This is a genomic window from Ensifer sp. (assembly GCF_035999185.1).
Taxonomy (GTDB): domain Bacteria; phylum Pseudomonadota; class Alphaproteobacteria; order Rhizobiales; family Rhizobiaceae; genus Ensifer.
The window spans coordinates 175,185-193,703 of the sequence record NZ_DASYHB010000170.1 but is presented as its reverse complement, the minus strand read 5'-3'; the positions used below and the strand labels follow the sequence as shown (position 1 = coordinate 193,703).

12 protein-coding genes are annotated in these 18,519 nt (G+C 60.9%); 2 read left to right on the top strand and 10 right to left on the bottom strand.

Going from position 1 to position 18,519, the window contains the following annotated elements; genetic code table 11:
* Positions 1 to 86: 86 nt before the first annotated feature.
* The 4 genes from VGO04_RS22330 to VGO04_RS22315 form a co-directional block, all read right to left on the bottom strand.
* A complete protein-coding gene (locus tag VGO04_RS22330; protein WP_327498139.1) occupies positions 87 to 1,436 on the bottom strand; it encodes a peroxidase family protein in 1,350 nt (449 codons plus the stop codon).
* A 966-nt stretch (positions 1,437 to 2,402) separates the two neighbouring features.
* Positions 2,403 to 3,719, bottom strand: a complete 1,317-nt coding sequence (locus VGO04_RS22325) for a hypothetical protein (protein WP_327498138.1) — start codon at positions 3,717 to 3,719, stop codon at positions 2,403 to 2,405.
* Between the two features lie 1,460 nt (positions 3,720 to 5,179).
* The gene (locus VGO04_RS22320) at positions 5,180 to 6,466 is read right to left on the bottom strand and encodes a TolC family outer membrane protein (RefSeq protein WP_327498137.1); all 1,287 of its coding nucleotides are present in this window, start codon (positions 6,464 to 6,466) and stop codon (positions 5,180 to 5,182) included.
* 221 nt (positions 6,467 to 6,687) lie between these two features.
* Positions 6,688 to 8,736, bottom strand: a complete 2,049-nt coding sequence (locus VGO04_RS22315) for a bifunctional aldolase/short-chain dehydrogenase (RefSeq protein WP_327498136.1) — start codon at positions 8,734 to 8,736, stop codon at positions 6,688 to 6,690.
* Positions 8,737 to 9,106: 370 nt separating this feature from the next.
* Here VGO04_RS22315 and VGO04_RS22310 point away from each other — a divergent pair, with 370 nt between their 5' ends.
* Positions 9,107 to 10,096 carry a sugar-binding transcriptional regulator gene (locus VGO04_RS22310; RefSeq protein ID WP_327498135.1) on the top strand — a complete coding sequence of 330 codons (990 nt, stop codon included), beginning with the start codon at positions 9,107 to 9,109 and terminating at the stop codon, positions 10,094 to 10,096.
* A gap of 33 nt (positions 10,097 to 10,129) precedes the next feature.
* On the opposite strand, the gene VGO04_RS22305 is transcribed toward VGO04_RS22310, so the two are convergent.
* From VGO04_RS22305 to VGO04_RS22280, 6 genes are all read right to left on the bottom strand, one after another.
* The gene (locus VGO04_RS22305; RefSeq protein WP_327498134.1) at positions 10,130 to 11,077 is read right to left on the bottom strand and encodes a sugar kinase; all 948 of its coding nucleotides are present in this window, start codon (positions 11,075 to 11,077) and stop codon (positions 10,130 to 10,132) included.
* 81 nt (positions 11,078 to 11,158) lie between these two features.
* The gene (locus tag VGO04_RS22300; protein WP_327498133.1) at positions 11,159 to 12,196 is read right to left on the bottom strand and encodes an ABC transporter permease; all 1,038 of its coding nucleotides are present in this window, start codon (positions 12,194 to 12,196) and stop codon (positions 11,159 to 11,161) included.
* Entirely contained in the window at positions 12,193 to 13,767 is a 1,575-nt protein-coding gene (locus tag VGO04_RS22295) for a sugar ABC transporter ATP-binding protein (protein WP_327498132.1), read from the bottom strand. The genes VGO04_RS22300 and VGO04_RS22295 overlap by 4 nt, the downstream gene beginning before the upstream one ends.
* Positions 13,768 to 13,848: 81 nt before the next feature.
* Positions 13,849 to 14,850 (bottom strand): substrate-binding domain-containing protein, encoded by a 1,002-nt coding sequence (locus VGO04_RS22290; RefSeq protein WP_327498131.1) that lies wholly within the window; start codon positions 14,848 to 14,850, stop codon positions 13,849 to 13,851.
* Between the two features lie 79 nt (positions 14,851 to 14,929).
* Entirely contained in the window at positions 14,930 to 15,904 is a 975-nt protein-coding gene (locus tag VGO04_RS22285) for an ABC transporter permease (RefSeq protein ID WP_327498290.1), read from the bottom strand.
* Positions 15,905 to 16,479: 575 nt separating this feature from the next.
* Positions 16,480 to 17,043: a methylated-DNA--[protein]-cysteine S-methyltransferase gene (locus tag VGO04_RS22280; RefSeq protein ID WP_327498289.1), complete on the bottom strand. Its 564-nt coding sequence runs from the start codon at positions 17,041 to 17,043 to the stop codon at positions 16,480 to 16,482.
* Between the two features lie 201 nt (positions 17,044 to 17,244).
* Between VGO04_RS22280 and VGO04_RS22275 the strand changes: the two genes are divergently transcribed.
* Positions 17,245 to 18,513, top strand: a complete 1,269-nt coding sequence (locus tag VGO04_RS22275; protein WP_327498130.1) for a GGDEF domain-containing protein — start codon at positions 17,245 to 17,247, stop codon at positions 18,511 to 18,513.
* The last annotated feature ends 6 nt before the right edge of the window (positions 18,514 to 18,519 follow it).

The window sequence follows — 18,519 nt, the reverse complement described above, 5'->3', positions numbered from 1 at the left end:
TCTACGCACGCCACCTCCTTCGCAGATCGGCCACCTTTTCTGCACTGAAGCTTCCCGGTTAAAAATGAGGGAGCGCCCTCTCCGCCCTAGAAGCGGTCGAACGTCCGCTCCCAATCCGCCCGGGTCATGCGTATTCTTGCAAGCGCCGCCTCGTCGAGCGCCTGGCCGCCCGCCTGCCGTCGCGCGATCTCCTGCACGCTTTGCGGCTTCTCTATTTCCGACAGTCCCCAATCGGTAAATGTCACGGCGTTGAAGACGTGTTCGGACAGAAGCGGATTTGTGAGCGCCTGCGAAAAAGCGTCGAGCGCGACCATGACGCCGATGAGAAGAGGCATCGGCGTGTTCGCATTCACATCTTCGGCGAAGAGGCCGACGTAGAATTCAAGCTGCTCAGGCGTTCCATAGAGGGCCGTCAGCGCCTGCCGCCGAGCCGGATCACCGGTTAGTTGGGACCAGTCGTCGGCAGGTCTAAGACCCATCGCTTTTCTGTAGTCATTGTAGCTCGCGACCTTGTTGTCTCGGCCTTGAGTGATCGCTCTCCTTTCAACGTCCGCCAGGAACGCAGGCGTATTGAAAAGACCCAAGGCGCAGGCATTTTGCGCGCTCGTGAGGTAAAGCGCCTTCATAAGCCCAATGTTCGTCAAATAGCGGTTGTCCAGGAACATTTTCGCCGAGGCGATGTTGCCTTCGGCCCATGCCACCTGGTCCGGGATCATTGAATGCCAGCGATAGAGCAGAGCGAACTCGACTGTCATCCAGTTGGGCCGGTTCCATTTTGCCTTCCAGGCAACGGACGGATCCGCTTTCAATCGAAAGTAAACCGAGGATATGTGATTGATGTAGTCTTCGATGACCACCTTGATGAAAATGACAATCAGGATCGCGCGCGCGGTCTGAAAGACCCGTTCATCGTCCCAGTCCTTGTTCCGCGACACCACGTTCTCGGCGATCCGATTGTGCTCCCGCAGGAAGAGCGTATTCAACATCGCCACGAAAGGTGTCGCATTCACCCTGTCGCCACCGACGGCAAAAATCTGGCGTGCATACCCCCCGTCCTTAAGCCCGAGCGGAGCGTCGAGTATCGGCGCACCGTTCTGATCGGTGAACTCGCGCTTCAAGGTGATGCCATCCTCCTCGAACAGGAAAGGAGGATAGTCTTCGCCGAGTATCTGCTGGACCTTCAGGCGTCCGCGCAGTTGGGGATCTTCATTCTTGGTCCGCAACACATCTGTTTGTGCCGGGGTCCGGCCGTAAAGGGGCGACAGATCGATCTCGTGGTTCGATGTCGTTCGGGTTCGCGTGGCCATGTCGGTGCGAAGAAATCCGTCCGTCAGATACTGCGCGAAAGCTGGAAACAGGAGGGTGGACTTCGGACACTGCCGTTCCCCGTTTTCCGACCGCTGAAAAAGGGCAAGCACTTTTTCCGGGTCCGGCAACGGTGGTTCCGGATCGCGGGCCGGGAGATGGCGGGCGAAATAGGTCTTGTCCGTAAGCGACAGCCACGACGTATAGGGAGAAACCGTGGAAAAGGCGTGCGGGCGGTTCCGCGTCGTATTGACGGCCGTGTTGATGATGCTCCGGTTGACAATCTTGGCGATGAAGGGAACCCGATCGGCAAAGGCCCACAGGGGTTCGAAACGCTGCAGCACATAGCTGCGCAAACGGCGAATGAAGCCATCGGCGCTCTTGCTACGAAGATTATTCATAGGTCTCTCCCAAAGCGCAAGAAATCCAGATGAGTGAATACCGGCGAAAGAGCCGCGCTCTATGAATACCCATCCGGGTCAATGCAGAGCTCGAAGATCATTTCGCCCTTGCCTCCGCTAATCGCCGACAGGTGATTTGAGCCAAAACTTGGCAATGCCCCTACATACGATGCCGAACACTAAACTTGAGACCGCTAAACGCATAGATTGAATCATCAAGCATCACGCCACTTGGCGTTCAAGACCTGCGCGTCTTCCGGCTCCATCTTAGCGGCCGATCGAAGGACCGCGATCACACGTCGCGCCCTCTGACAAGTGACGCCCGGGAAACTACGCACAGCAAGGCGCGAGCCATGCGCGTGCGCATAGATCGTGCTGCGGAAGTAGCATGGATACAACGACGCCGAGAGCGCCATCTAAAGTTCTAATCGGAACTGGAGACGAACGTCTTCAGCGATAAGCCTGAGTAAATACACGCAATAGCGCGAAATTCACTCCAATTTTACTATTCTCTTATTTGGAATTCCAGTCGTGGGTGATCACTACAACTGAGCACGCGATTATATTACGCTTTCGGCATATGTAAATCAAAAAGCCGACCCTCGATTGCAATATTAACGGCCAGGTTGCCAACCTCGCGACCGTGCTTGGCTCTCTCCACCGAGATTGTGCCGCGGCGCGGCGCGATTGCGCGCGCTATGCTGCGGGTTGGGGCGGCATGTCTGTAAAAAGCGTGCGCACGTCCTTGTCCAACCAGACCGCGAACAGCTTCTGGACGTCAGGCGGCACAGGCGCCTGCTGTTCAATCCATTTTTCCAGGGTTGGCACGTCGATACCCGTTTTCGCCGAGAGCTCGGCAATCGTCTTCGTCTCGGACAAATGTGCTTTGACGCCGCTCGCCCAACGCTGGCGTTGCTCGACCGTCCCACCGCGAAGCCATGTTTGTCCGACGCCACGCACTGTCTCGAGCGCGTTTTCGGACAACAGACCCGAGACGATGCCCACAAAAGCGATGAAGAACGGATTAAGTGGCGCAGCTTCTCCAAGCTTGGCGGAATCGGTCACGACAAGGACGCCAGCTTTCAGAAGAACAAACACGACAATAGCGGTAATCGCCCCCAACATTGGGCGCAGGAGGAAATGGCTACTCTTTGGGATGGTTCCATCTCGATAATACTCGTAAGTCAACTGCACCGTACTGCCGAGAGTTCCCATCGCAACAACCAGAACAATGCTCAAGAATTCGCTTGGAAGAATCGCAAATCTGTACAGCGTGCCGAGAGTAAATCTTTCAATGAATGCGAACTCGGAGATGAGGTCGTAGATTCGGACAACATCTCCGCGCTTCATCGTTCCGTCAGGATCGATCACTTTCGCGATTTTCGTTTCGGCCTCGACGAGGAGTGCGCTCTCGCTGTCCAGGGAGTCCTCTTCATTGACCATCGCCAACGCCGCTTCTTGCACGGCTTGCGAGGCCTCATTCTTTTCGCGCAGGCTTGATAGATAAATGTAGTGGAGGTCATCCACGGCCTTCTTGGTGGGCGCGCGGAGTGCCGTCTCCAGACTTTCGATCGCCCCGTCAATCTTCGCCCGCAGGTCCTGATCACTGATGTTCGAGATATCGTCGGGGAAGGACAAGGGAACGAAGTTCCTAAGCTTCGAAAGCATGTCGTCCTTTGCGATGGAGTATCTGCCCACGGCTGCGGAGTACTTCGCCTGTGTTTCCTGAGAGTGCGCAACAGCCTTGTCCCGCTCGATCCGGATACTTTCAACCTTCGCCGATTGTGCCGTGACCCCACCCTGCTGTGCGTTCAAGTCCTTGCGCAGCCGCTCGATCTGCCACACCGACAAGGGAAGGTCCGCGCGTGAAAGCGCCAGCAATCGGCCTTGCAGTTGGCTGGCTGAAAGCGTGACTGTTGCCACGACAATCGTCACGACAAAAAGCGACACAAACCAGGCAACAGCAAACGCAGCGCCGATAGCGGATCTCTTGCTCGTGGATGTCACACCCATACGCAGAACCCCCGGAAAGGCTGGTTAACGCGAGGTCGAAAAGCGGTCACGTCGCAAAGTGAGGCTTTCGCGGCCAGCCGGGTGATGCCGGTCGCAACGTATCGCCACAGATCGACGGTGTTACCGTCGCACAGCGCCTCAGTTCGGGACAAATCGCTATGGTCACAAGGTACGGAGCAGAGCCTTCACTTTCCCACGTCTTCCTAGCCGTCCATGATCGCCAAGTGAATATGCGCCTATATTAGAGATTTTGAAAGCAATAATGCAATCTGTGCGGGCGTTGGAGATATGGCCGGACAGGCGTTGGAATTCTACGCGACCATGGTGCCTCGCAAGTTCTATGTATGTGTCGAAAGACTGACCGTTTCCCCCTTCCAACCGGCCGGTTGAAGCGGCATCAAATGTGCTACGCACCACTTGCACCGGCGCCTGTCACCATCTGGCACAAGGAATGCTCAACGCTCATGTGACCTGCCAAACTCGAACCGCGAAACGAAAATGGATGCACGGCTTCGGGGTATGAATAGTCCTTACCAGATCCCGAATGTAACGACCGTCCAGGTCACAATTCCCCAATTGCACTTCAGATATCGTTCGGCGCATTGTTGCCGTTGCACTGCTTGTCGGCGTGAAACCTCATCGACGACGAGACTACCGCTGCAAGGCCTGTCGTGCACACTCAAGTTCGCCGGAGTACCAACGCGAGACCGACATCTCGCTTGCCTGCATCCTAAAATAGCAATAAGCTATTTATAGTTTAACACGTCAATTTCACCACTTCCCGATGCTTCTGTCGGATGACCGAATGTTGATGGGCTACAATTGGTTGCGCTGACGATTAGCGCCGACTCTTCCGATTGCAGCTGAAGTGGTTGAGCGGAATCCTAGTCAGGGCGGGATCTAAGATGTTGACATTCACAGCGCCGGATCAAAGCCCGGTCAGGATTGAGGAAAGCCAGGTTATCCGGGCGCGGCGCACGATCTATGGAGAAAACAAGTTGGCGCGCTGTCGAATAGATTGGGTACAGGCGCAATTGGTTCTCGAGGAGATCGACGACGTTGCTGAACGCATTCGCGCGTCATTGGATTCCTTTACCTACGTAACGACGAAGGACGGATCCAAGATATGGTTCGACGCCAAGAGGGCGTCGGGTCCATACGATCTGGTTCCATCACAAACCGACGGTGGAATTTACAAGGCCGCGATACGGCTCATGGGGTACCGCCAATATGTAAGAGAAACCCCTGCCCAAGTGCGAGACATATTCAGGGCAGCCGGGGCAACTCCACTCCCTTAAGCAATCTTGAAAGCCGGACGTGCCACGGACGAATTGGGCGTTTCTCCGGGTAAACGGCGGATGGACGATGATCATCGTCCACGGAATAGCGCAAAGCCGACGCGGACAGCGACCGGCGGCCGCCCATGGAGCATCGTTGAGTGCATCTCCAAAGCCTTGAGGCTAGCGCTTCCGGGCAGTCACAAGCCCAAGATCCTTGGCGCCGAGGCGGCCAATGGCGGACAGTATCCTGTAGCCGCCCACCACCATATTCCGCTCGGCGTCGGCCAGCTTCACCTGCGCTCTCACGACATCGGCCTGCGCTTTTAGAACCTCCAACAGCGTACGCTGGCCAATCTCGCGCTCCGCCACGATACCCGCCATCGCCACTTTTGCTGCGTCTACCGACACGCGGTTGGCGGATACGGACGCGGTCGCGGCCTGGTACTGCGCCCAGGCGCCAGCCGCCTTGGCTTGAACCTCGGCGCTTTGGGTATCGACCTCGAAGCGAGATTTGCCAAGCTGCTCCTTCGACTGTCGAACTTGGCCGGAGACCTTGCCGCCTTGATAGACGGGCACCTTCACTTCGATGCCGACCTTTCTCGAGGTCGCGCCTGGCTCGAACGCCATCGTGTCGGTCGCGCTGCCGCTCTGACCGCGTCCAATCCCGATCGAGCCGGTAACACCGGGCAGGAGCTTTCCTTCGGTGGCCGCAACGCCGAATACCGCGCCCTCGGCGAGGTGCCGCTTTGCCAAAAGGGCGGGATGCTGCGTTTCCGCGGTCGCGAGCGCCTTGTCGAGCGTGGCGGGCAACATTCCAGACGGGGGCTTGGCGCCGGAGAGCTTGCCCGGCTCATCGCCGATCACCTGCCTGTAGGTGGCTTGCGCCCGTTTGACCTCGGCATGGGCAAGGTCAAGTTCGGCCTGCGCCGCCGCCCGGCGCGCCTCCGCCTGGGCGACATCTGTCCGTGTTCGTTCGCCGGCATTTCGGCGGGCCCTCTCCGAGCGAGCGAGTTCACTCAGGAATTCGAGATCTTGCTTGCGCAACACCACCATCCTGCGGCCCAGGACCACATCCATGTAGGCTTCGGTCGCCTCAAACAGCACGTTTTGTTCGGTGTTGCGCGTGTTTTCTTCCGCCGCACGCAATCGCGCCTCATGGACCGCAACGTTGTTGGTCGTCTGCAACCCGTCGAAGAGCGTTTGGTCGAGAACGATGCCAAAGGTGCCGCGACCGCCGCCACCTTCGGAGCTATAGCCCATGCCACTGCGCAACTTGATTTTCGGGCGCATAGCCGAGCTTGCGATATCCACGTCGTAGGCGCTCATCCGTACGCCGGCCCGAGCCGCGTTCAGCGTCGGGTTGTTGCGATAGGCCTTGGCAAGCGCGCTTGAAAGCGGCTCGGCCGAGGCCACATCAACCGTCAGGGCTGCGAGGAGCAGTGCAAAAGCGGCCGTCAATCGTATCATCGAGCGAGGTCTCCATCGGCGGACCGCGATGACGCTTGCCTCGTCGCCGTGCGGCGATGCCGGTCAAGCTCGCGGTGCGAAAATCGCGAGGACAACTCGTCTGTTTGTGTCAAGAAACGGCTTGCATTCGAGCAAGACCGCCCCCGCAGATTTCCCGGCGGCGGTTCTCCACAAGAGGAGCGCGAGCGCGGCGTCTTTCGCCGCGCTCATCTGGAAACGGGCTATCGCATCATGGCCGCAACGTTGCCACCATCGACGGTGATGACCGCGCCGGTGCTGGTGCGCGCCTTGGCCAGATGGACGAAGGCTTCCGCGACATCCTTTGCGGCCACCTCGCGATGGACGAGATTGCCGCGCATGTATGCATCCGGCGTGATGCCGCGGGCGCGGCTGCGCTCTTCGACCATCTGGTCGGTCATGAGCCCGGTGCGGATGCGATCGGCGTTGACCGCATTCGAAGTGATCCCGTCGGCACCGTGCTCGACCGCATATTGCCGCATCAGCGCCATCAGGGCGGCTTTCGACGTGCCATAGGGACCGAAGTCCGGACCGGGGTTGACCGCCTGCTTGGAGACGTTGAACACCAGGGCGCCGCCCGTTCCCTGGGCCTTCATGATCTTCACCGCCCGGCGGGCGATGTAATGGTGTCCCCAGAAATTGAGCGCAAAAGCCTTTTCAAAGAGTTCGTCGGAGACCTCGCTGATCGCGCCTTGAAAGGCGGCGCCCGCGTTGGAAATGACGATGTCGATACCACCGAAATGCGCGGCGACCTCGGCAAGGGCGGCATCGACTGCTTCAGGGCTGGTCACGTCGCAGACGAGCCCGATGCCGCCGAGGCGCTTGGCCTCCATTTTCAACGCCGGTTCGGAAAGGTCCAGCAGGGCGATCTCGGCGCCGTCGGCCCGCAGCGCCTCGGCGACGGCAAGGCCCAGCCCGCCGGCACCGCCGGTGACCACAGCAACCTGGCGGCTGAGCGGCTTTTCCGCCTGCTTCGTCAACTTGACCTGTTCGAGCGACCAGTACTCGATATCGAAAAGGTCCGCCTCGGAAAGCGCCTCGAAGCTCTCGATGCCCTCGGCATTGCGGATCACGTTGATCGTCGCCTCGGCGACGTCGGCGCCGACGCGCGCGGCCTTCTTGGTTGATCCGGCCGCAAACAGCCCAACGCCGGCGACGTAGAAGACGCGGGGCATGGGGTCGAGCATCGTCTTGTTGCCGCCGACACGGGCATTGTTGCGTTCGAAATAGGCACGGTATTCGTCGGCATAGACCGAGATCGCCTTGCGCACCGTCTCGGCCCAGGCCGCCGTCTCGCCGGCGACGGGCGCCGGCAGGGAAAGGCCGAAGCGCTTGATGTGGATGACGTGTTCCGGCGTCGCATTGCCGCGACGGGCAAGGTCGGCGACGTTCTCCGCGTTGCAGAATTCAAGCACGGCCTCGCCGGCCCGGTGTTCCAGCACGAAGCGTTTCGGGCAACCTTCGACACCGGTGTCGATCGCGATCGCGCCCCGCAGGATGGGAGCGATGTCGGCGGCGGTCGCAAGGCCGGACGGCTGATTGACCTGGACGAAAGGCCGCGGATTGCCCTGCGCGATGCGGCGCTCCGCCTTGTCGATCGCCGCGATCATCTTTTCATAGGATTCGCGCGGGTCTTCCGACCAGGTGAAGATGCCATGCTTCAAAAGGATCATGCCGTCCGCCGTCGGGTCGGCGCGGAAGGCTTCGTCACAGGCCTTGGCCAGGTCGAAGCCGGGCATGACGTAGGGCACGATGATCGAGTTTGGGAAGAGCTCGCGGATGATCGCCTCGCCATGCGGCTGGTTCGTCAGCGACACGATCGCGTTGGCGTGCGTGTGGTCGATGTGCTTGAACGGCAGGTTCGCGTGCAGGATGGCTTCGACAGACGGATTGGGAGCAGCCGGATCCAGAAGCAGTCGGCGCTGCAGCATGACCATGTCGTCGTCGCTGAGCGTCGGAAAGGCGACCATGGCATGCAGCGGCTGCAGGCGGACGGCCGGCAAGCCCGCCGGCTCGATCGTGCCCATGTCCCAGCCGCTTCCCTTGACGCAGAGGACGGGAATTTCCGAACCGTCGAGGTCAACGAAGGTGGTCTTCACCGAAGTATTGCCACCGCCATGCAGGACGAGTTCGGGATCCGATCCGAGAAGACGCGTCGTGTAGGTGCGGATCGCAAGGTCGCGGTTGACGCCGTTGCGCACATAGTTGTCGACAACATTAGCGTAGTCGGTTTCGGACCATATCGACTTCATGAAGGGCTCCTCTGCTGCCGGTCCTCACGCATCCCGTGCGCCGCTTCCGGACAAAAATGGGTATGGCGAAACCGTGCCCGCCGAACCGCATAGGGCTGGCGGGGCATGTACGCCCGGAATGTCTGGGACAGGCAACGGTTGCCGGCCGCGCGACGGGCGCGGTCCTGCGATTGCCTTGACCTCGCCTGCGCGAGCATCCGCTTTCGGCGGGGGCATGCTCAAGCGAGAATCCTGTCTTGATCGTCACGCTGCACGCGACGCAAACAAATGACAACAACGTGTGTCAAATGTCAATTGGACTTTCGAATTTGTTTGACGCCAGAGGTTTTTCCGGTTTGAGGTGGCAGAAACGGATCAGGCGGAGTGACGGATGACGGACAGCGGGCGGGCAAGCTGGATGATTGGCGAGGGCAAATCGCTGCCACCCGAATTCGATGACGGGGTCGTATGGGCGGCGTGGCTCTACTATGTCGACCAGCTGACCCAGAGCGACATCGCCAAGATCCTCGGCATGTCACGCGCAACCATCGTCAACTACCTGCAGGAAGCCCGCGAAAGGGGCCTCGTGTCGATCCGCGTCAACACCGACATCGGCGGGCGCGTCGCCATTGCGCGCAGGCTCAAGGAGACGTTCGGGCTTGAAGGTGCGCTGGTCATTCCCGCCGGCGAGCCCGCCTCTCTGGTCACCCGGCTCGGCGAAGCGGGAGCGCGGCTCCTTGCAGACATGGTGAAGGAAGGCGACACGATCGGCGTTGCGTGGGGTCGGACGGTCCTTGCCGTTGCCGACCAGATTTCGCTGGCGGAGCCGCTCGAGGGTCTTACCGTGGTTCAGGTATCCGGCAGCTCGATCGCCAATCCCGAGTTTTCACCGGAGTTCTGCACGTCGCTGATGTCGCAACGCATCCATGCCCGTTGCGTCAATCTGCTGGCGCCGGCGCTGTTGTCGACGCCGGAACTCAAGCGCCGGCTGCTTGCGGAACCGGTGCTCGTCAAGCAGTTCGAACTCATCCACTCCACCAACATCCTGGTCTTCGGCGTCGGCGATATCGGCCCGGATACACTGATCCGCTCGGCCAATGTTGCAAGCCAGCAGGACTTTGATTCCTATGAGGCCCACGGCGCCGTCGCCGTGCTGATCTGCCGCTTCATCGATGAAGCGGGCCGTCAGGTGAACGGCGAGCTCGACGACCGCATGGTGGGCATCGAGCTTGATGAACTGGTGCGCATTCCGAGCCGCATCTGCGTGGCAGGCGGCGCAAACAAGATTACCGCCATACGCGCGACGATGACTGGCGGCTACGCCACCCACCTGGTCACCGACATCGAGACCGCCGTAATGCTGTTGGCCGAACGCCCCTGATGCGCTTGCAAGCAAAACGCATCAGGGACGAGATCAGTTCGCCTTGACGCGCGCCGTGCGCATGAAATCGCGTGTCGCCTCGAAGGAGGTGATGCCGGCGTCTGAACCGAGACCGGTCGCCACCAGCGCGGCAGATGCCTGCGCGAACCTGAGTGCCGTTTCGGTATCCATCCGGTGATGCAGTCCCGTGATGAAGCCGGCATTGAACGCATCGCCGCAGCCGGTCGTGTCCACGACGTCAATCTCGAAAGCTGGCAGTTTCAGGCTCTGTCTCTCAGGGTCCATGAAGTAGACCCCCTCCCCGCCCAGCGTGAACAGGCAATGCCTGACGCCGAGATCGGAGAAAAAGAGTGCGGCATCTTCAGCCGTCCGGCGCCCGGAAATCAGCAAGGCTTCCTCGACCGAGGGCATGAAGTAGTCGATGTAGGGGAACAGCGGGCGGATCAACGCAAGCGTCTTCTCGTTTACCCCGAGAAGGTCGAAGGTGGTCGTCTTTCCCTTGCGCTTGGCCGTTTCGAGAAGCACGCGGCTCGGCTCGCCGTCGAGACGGTCAAGCAGACCCGTGCCACCGAGATGGACGATCGGCGCCTCGGTCACGCGGTCGAGTGCGTCCGCGGCAATTTCGAAGCTCCCGGATGCGCCACGAACATGAAGGGCCGGGCGGTCTCCGTTGCGGCGGATGTTGAGGATGGTCGCAGATGTCGGGACACCCGGGATCCTCTGCATCTCAGCCGTGTCGACGCCAAAGCGCTGAAGCGTCGAGATGACGAAATCGGCCTTCTCGTCATCACCGACCGCGCCGACGGCCAGGCAGTTCAGCCCGAGTTTTGCGAGGTCCACGACGGTGCCGCCCGCTGTACCCGCGACGGTCAGGCGGATCTCGTCGATGAACTCGACATTGCCGCCTTCCGGGATGCGGTCGACGGGACGACCAAGGATGTCGAGGATGTAAAGTCCGATTACCGATACATCGTGCGCCATGCGCTCAAACCTTTCTCATGAACCATAGTTGTCGAACGGCCAAGGGTCCGGGCCGCCTTCTGGCGACCACGGATGAGACCGTCAGGATTGTTTGCCGCGGATCGAGAAGATGGCGCCGGCGAGGATGATGAAGACGCCGACGATGACGAGCTGCCAGGTGCTTGGAATGCCGACGAGAATGAGGACATTGCTGACGAGCGTAATCAGGATCACGCCGAGCAGGGTGCCGACAACGCTGCCGGAACCGCCGGTGATCCGCGCACCGCCGAGAACGACGGCGGCAATGATCTCGAGCTCGGCGCCCGCCAGATCGAAGGGGTTGGCAAGGCGGTTGCTGGAGACATGGATGATGCCTGCAATGCCGGCGAGAAGCCCCGCATAGGCGAAGACGAAGATGTGGACCGTGCGCAGATTATAGCCGAGCCGCTCGGCCACGTTGGCATTGCCGCCGACGGCGTAGACCGCGCGACCGATCAAGGTGCGTTCGAGGATCCACCAGGTCACGACCGAGGCGACGGCAAGGACAAGCACGAAGACGGGAAGGATCGACGTCGAGCCATTCTCGCTGTGGTGAGTAACGAGCGCGAGCTTTCCAAACGCCTCCATTGCCGCCGGAATGTTCATGAACAGCGCGGTGCCGACGAAGGTCAGCAGGAAGCTGCGGATGACATATTGCGTGCCGATCGTCACGATCAGCGACGGCGCCTTCAGCGCGTGAACCAGGACACCGTTCAAGGCACCAAAGCAGGCGCCTCCGGCCGCGCCGAGAGCGAGAATTGCCAGGATCGGCATGTCGGGCACGACGTTCACGACCAGCATCGTGACGGCATACATCACGAAGGCCGCGATCGCCGTGAAGGAGACGTCGATGCCTCCAGAGGCAAGCACCACAAGAACGCCGAGCGCAAAGAGACCGCGCACGACCGAAGCGCGCAGGATGTCGAACAGGTTCGACGTCTGCCAGAAGTCCGTGTTGATGGAGCCAACGACGAGTGCGACCGCGACGATGAGGATCAACGTAAACACCGGCGGATGACGCAGAAGCCACGTCCAGGCGCCGGCAACGGTGCTTGCGCTGCCCGATCGGGGAACGGCTGCGGAGAAGGTGGTTTCGGTCATTGCAGCCTCTTGATGGTATCGTCGGTGAGCGCACGGGAAAGGACGTCTTCCGCCAGGCCTTCGGCAGCGAAGGTTTTGACGACACGGCCCTTGCGCATGACCATGATGCGGTCGCAGTTCTGCAGCAGTTCGGGCAGGTCGTCGCTGATGATGATGACGCCCATGCCCTCCCCCGCAAGCCGCTGAATGATGCGGTAGATCGTATCCTTGGAACCGACGTCGACGCCGACGGTCGGGCCGTGAAGGATGAGAAGCTTCGGATTGATCGTCAGCCAGCGCCCGATCAGCACACGCTGCTGATTGCCACCCGAGAGCGACTGCACGGGCTTGTCGACCCCGGCCGAGGCGACCTGGAGGTCGGCGACGGTGTGTTCGGCAAGCGCGCGGGCGCGGCGACCGTCAAGCATGCCGAAAGCGTTGCGCAGCCGGTCGAAGACCGGCACCACGATGTTGTCCTTGATGGATTGCGAGAGGAACAGGCCTTCAGACAGTCGGTCCTCAGGCACATAGCCGATGCCCGAGGCGATGGCGTCGGCGGGCCGCCTCAAACGGATGTGCCTGCCTTCGAGTATGATATCGCCGCTTGCCGCCGGAGAGACGCCGGAAAGCGCCAGCGCCAATTCGTTGCGCCCGGAATCGAGCAGGCCGGTGATACCGACGATCTCACCCTTGCGCAGCGAGAACGATACGTCCTCGAAGTATCCGGGCCTCGCAAGGCTTTCGATGTCGAGCAGCTTTTCGCCGAGCGTGTCAGCGGCGCGATGGCGCGCATCGTCGAGCACCTTGCCGGTCATCCAATGGGCGAGATCGGCCTTCGAGTGGCTTTCGACGTCGCATTCGGCCACTTTCTGACCGTCACGCATGATGATCGCCCGCCCGCCAAGCGATTTGCATTCATCAAGCTTGTGGGTCACGAACAGCACCGCGACGCCGCCGGCGCGCAGGCGATCGACGACGGCAATGAGATTGTCGACCTCGTGTTTCGTCAATGCCGTCGTCGGTTCGTCCATGATGACAAGGCGGGCGTCGGAGGCGATGGCGCGGGCAATGGCGATCAATTGACGCGTCGCCATCGGCAACGCGTCCGTACGCGTCGAAAGGAACGTCCGGCTCGTCGGCAGCCCCACCACCGCAAGCGCGCGCGCCGCGGTCGCGCGCATCTTGGGTATGTCGAGCCGTCGTGCCAGCTTGCCGGCGGAGGCCACGAGTTGCTGCGTCAGGCCGATATTCTCGGCAACGGAAAGGTTCGGCAAAAGCGAAAAGTCCTGGTAGACCGTTTCTATGCCGGCGGCCAGCGCAGCCACGGGCGTCAGATTGGCAATCGCTTCGCCGTCGATCCGCAACTCCCCGGCATCGGCGCCTTGAGCCCCGGAGATGATCTTGATCAGCGTGCTTTTCCCGCAGCCGTTCTCGCCCATCAGGTGATAGATGTTGCCGGCTTCGATCGAGAAGCTCACGCCTTTGAGCGCCCGCACGCCGCCGAAGTGTTTCTCGATGCCGCGCACCTCCAGAAACGGTGTTGCTGGCTTTGGCCGCGCGTGCGGTTCGTGACCATTGGGCTGAGGCTGCATGAAATTATCCTAAGGTGCATGGATCGGCGGGCGCGGACCGCCGCGCCGGTTAGGCGCGGCGGCATTGACCGTCAAAACCGATCAGAACGGATACTTGCCGTAGTTCGACTTATCGACGTCGACCCAGGCTTCGCCGACAACGATGATGCCGTCGCCTGCGCCCTTCTTGACGGATACCTTTTCGTATCCGGGTACGCCGAGGTTCATGCCGTCCTTGATCTCTTCGCCCTTGATGACCATGTCCGCCACCTTGTTCATGACGTAGCCAGCATCCTTCGGATCCCAGAAGCTGATGCCGTCCACGGCGCCGGATTCGAGGTAGGAACCGGTGTCCTTCGGCAGACCGATACCGAAGACGCAGGTCTTGTCCTGGAGGCCAGCTTCCTCGACCGCGCGGCCGATGCCGATGACGTCAATCGCCGAGCCGCCCTGGAAGCCCTTGATATCAGGGTATTTGCGCAGGATCTCGCGTGCCTTTTCATAGGCACGGTTGGCATCGTTGAAGGATTCGTTCTTCTCCGAGACGAGTTCCATCTCCGGGTATTTCTTGGCGTTTTCGGCACCGCCGTCGGCCCATTGCACGTGGGTCAGGCTGCCGAGCGAGCCGACGAAGGAGGTCCACTTGCCGGACTTGCCCATGCATTCGGCGATCTTTTCGTTGAAGCGGGCGCCGAACGCCTTGTTCTCGAAGGCCTCGATGTCGACGAGAGTATTCTTCATGCTGTCGGCTTCGTGGGTGATGACCTTGATGCCGCGCTGGGCGGCACGCTTCAGCACGCCTTCGAGCGACGAGGCATCCATCGGCACGACGGCGATCGCACTGACCTTCTTGGCGACGAGATCCTCGATCAGGCGCGCCTGCTGGGCAGCGTCGGCCTTGCCGGGACCGATCTGGCTGGTGGCGACCGTGTCGTTGTCGTTGCCATAGGCGGCAACGCCTTGGCTCATCCGCGTGAACCAGTTCTCGCCGGTCACTTTGACGACGGTAACGATGGACGGCTTCTCCTCCGCCGTCGCGACGCCCGCCCCCCAGACGGTGCCGAGCGCCACGGTGCAGGCGGCAAGTTTACGAAAATCAGGCATAGATTCCTCCCTTTGTGCCTTCGAGGTGAGAGAGCCGCTGGCGTGCGAAGGCTCGCGCCGGCGTTGACGAGGAAGAGGGCTAGCTGCGGGCGGATCTCAACCAGGCTTTGAAATCGAAGCCTGAGATCGCGATGAAGATGAGCAGAAGGACACCCCAGGCGAGGTCCCGGAAGAAATTGGAGATGTTCATGAAGTTGAAGAGGCTCGAGAGCATCTGCAGCGACGTTGCCGAGAGAACCACGCAGATCACGCGTCCATAGCCACCCTCGGGACGAACGCCCGCCATGACCACAATCAGGATCGCGATGAGAACATACGAGGTGCCATAGTCCCATTTCACGCTCGACGTGCGTGCGGCGATTACGATACCGGCAACCGAAGCCAGCAGTCCGCACACGGTGTAGGTCAAAAACAGGATCCGCTTTTCAGGAATGCCCGCATAACGCGCCGCCTTGGCATTGTTGCCGAGAAGAAGCAGGCGTTGGCCGAAGGGGGTGAAGCGCAGCACCACCCCGATGCCAAGCGCGACGACGACGAAGAGTGCAAAGCATTGGGGAATGCTGAGGATCGAGGCGTTACCGAAATCATCAAGCGGCTCGACATAGCCGAGGCTGAGCGCCGAACCGTTGGTCAGAACCACGGCGAGACCCGTGAAGAGCAACTGGCTGCCGAGCGTCGCGATGATCGGGGTCAAGCCAAGCTGGGCGATCAGGAAGCCGTTCAGCATCCCACCGACGAGGCCGATCGCGAGCGCGGCGCCGATAAAGCTCCACATAAAGAGGTATGGCGCATCGTCAGCGGAAATCGCATCGCGCAGGAAGAAGTAGGCGGCGACCCCGGAAAGGTTCGCCAAGGCGATCCCGGAAAGGTCGATGCCGCCATTGCCGGACATCATCGCAAGCATGACACCGAGCGCGAGGAAGCCAAGCTCCGGGACCTGGGATGCCATGGACTGGAAGTTGTAGAGCTCGACGAAGCTGGCGCCGACGAGCACGGCGCCTACGGCAACGGCGGCAACGTTGACGCCGGCCAGAAAGCCCAATTGCCGGTCCATCTGAAAAGCCAAGTTCGTTCCTCCACCCAGGTATCTGCTGAAGGTGGAAGCCGCTCAACGATGGTTGATTTCTGCTTCTGTCTCCCTTGAAGCAGCCCGGTCGCGTGGCATTCGTCACCTACTTCTGACATTTGCCAACGATCGGTGTGTTTTGTCAACAGCGATCTTCGAGACGAAGGGAGAGTTGCGCCTGCGGCAAAATCTGGGGTGTAGAGCGCGTTGCCACGAAGCCGCCGTCGGCTTGCCAAAGGGCGGCTTTACGACGCGCACGAAGATCTCATGGCGTCCCGTATCGAGCAGGGTGAAGGTCGGCTACAGAAGCCGCGTTGGTCGCGCAACGACGGAAGTGCGGTCGGAGAAACGCTGGGCCCGCGGGGCGTTCATGTCCGTCTCACCTTGCAGCAACACGAACGCTAGACCGCCGGAACGTAAGCGCCCGTATGCGTTGGAGACGAAATGCGCCGGACCGTTTGCCGTTCATGTCCGGCACGCGACCATCGTCGTTGGCTTGGCGGAGGCGGGGGCATGCAGTGCCACACTTCACGCGTTGGGCTGCCGCATGAGCAGGCTCTATCCTAGAAGCCGAAGGACTGCTGCGTCGGCGCCGGAGGCTCCAGATGAACGCCTTCCAGTTCGAGCATGCGTGTCTTGGTGGTCGATCCGCCGGGCGCGGAAAACCCGCCGATCTTGCCGCCGGCCGCCAGCACCCGATGGCAGGGGATGATCAGCGAGACGGGGTTCTTGGCCATGGCCTGACCAACATCGCGCGCGGCCTCAGGTCCGGCGCCCAGCTCCTTTGCCAGGGCACCATAGGTAGTGGTCTGCCCCCAGCGCAGCGCACGGGCCGCAGCATAAATGCGCAGGAAGAACGCGTCCTGGCCTTCAAGATCGACCGTGAAGCCGGAAAAATCGACCTCGACGCCCTCGAAATAGCGCCGCACGGCATCAACGGCCTCGGCGATCTCCGCTGTCGGGTGCCCTGGCTCGGCGGCCGGCAGCCGCCGTTGCAGAAGGCGCTCGGTCGCGTCCGCCGCGCCGGTCGGCAACTGAAACCGTGTGATGCCAGCATCGCTCCAAGCGATGCCGCAGAACCCGGCCGCGGTATCGAAGATAAAATAGCGATGTACTGCCTGCCCCATCCACCTGGCCTCCACTTGTGCCTCTAACCTGAAAATCGTGCGTAACGGGTCGAAATTCAACCCGATTCCTGCCTCCTCGGCGCACCCTCCCGGTGACACGTCCCATCTTCGGTCAGCGATAGCGGGGCGGCGGCACGCTTATCATTTGCGAAAGCTTTACGCTTCTCGGGCAATGCTGCCCACCACAACCAGGAGGTGACCGTGAACACCCTGCATACCCCGACGATCATGTTCAGCTCGTTCGCGACGCTGGTGATCTTCGGCGTCTTTTTCGGTCTCGCCTGGCGGCAGGACCGCAAGAGCGTCGAACTCATGATCTGGTCCTGTGCCTTTTTCATCGGTGCGCTCGGTTTCGTGCTGCTTGCCTTGCGCGGGGACGGCTATCAATTCCTCACCGTCTCGCTCGGCAACGCTTTGGCAGTACTGGCGCTCGCGATGATCTGGCTTGGCCTGCGCGCGTTCGACAACCGCCCCCTCAAAATCGCTTCCGCCCTGGCGGGGCCGGTACTTTGGATCGCGATCACCTACTTCTCCGATCACTTCCAGGAGAGCGTCACCAGCAGGATCGTCCTCTATTCGGTGCTCATCTTCGCCTATTCCGCTCTGGTCGCGATCGAAATCTTCCGATCGGAGAATTTCCGTAGGCTGCCAAGCTCCTATATCGTCGCCTTCGTCTTCGTCAGCCACGGCGCATTCTATCTCGTGCGGATTCCGTTGATCCTGCTATGGCCGCTCGCCGGCAATACGGCTTCGGGTGCGGAACAGCCGGTATGGTACCAGTTCGTCACCTTCGAGCTGTTCCTGCATTGCCTGGCCGGCGGTTTTGCCTTCTTCGCTCTCGTGGCGGAACGGACGCAGCAGCGCTACAAGCTGGCGTCCGAAACCGACGCGCTGACGGGCGTACCGAACCGTCGCGCGTTTCTCGCCCAGCTCGACACCTCCCTGGCGGAGGGACCGAGAGAGGGGGCCCTGCTCTACATGGATATCGACCACTTCAAGTCGATCAACGATCGTTACGGGCATGCGGCCGGCGATCAGGTTCTCGTTGAATTTACAGAGATTGTTTCAAAGACCGTACCGCGCGGCGCGTTCATCGCGCGCATGGGCGGCGAAGAGTTCGCCGTCTGCCTCCCCAGGTCGGACCGGCCGGGCGCGATCGCCGTCGCCGAGGCCATCCGCGCCGCATTTGAGGGCTGCCGCCTCGGCACGTCGAAGGGCGTCCTGTCTGCGACCGTGAGCATCGGCATCACCTTGATCGAAGAACGAAGAGAACCGCACGCCATCATCTCTGCGGCCGACGCCGCCCTCTATGCGGCGAAATCAGGCGGTCGAAATGCCGTATGGATTATCGACGGATCCGGCGTGCCGAAATTCGGCGCCGGCGCCAATGGCAAGGACGCATCGACTGCGGCCATGATTTCACTGAGACCGCCGAGAGGCGGGACCGCATCGCGACAACCGGGCGCTTGACCGCCC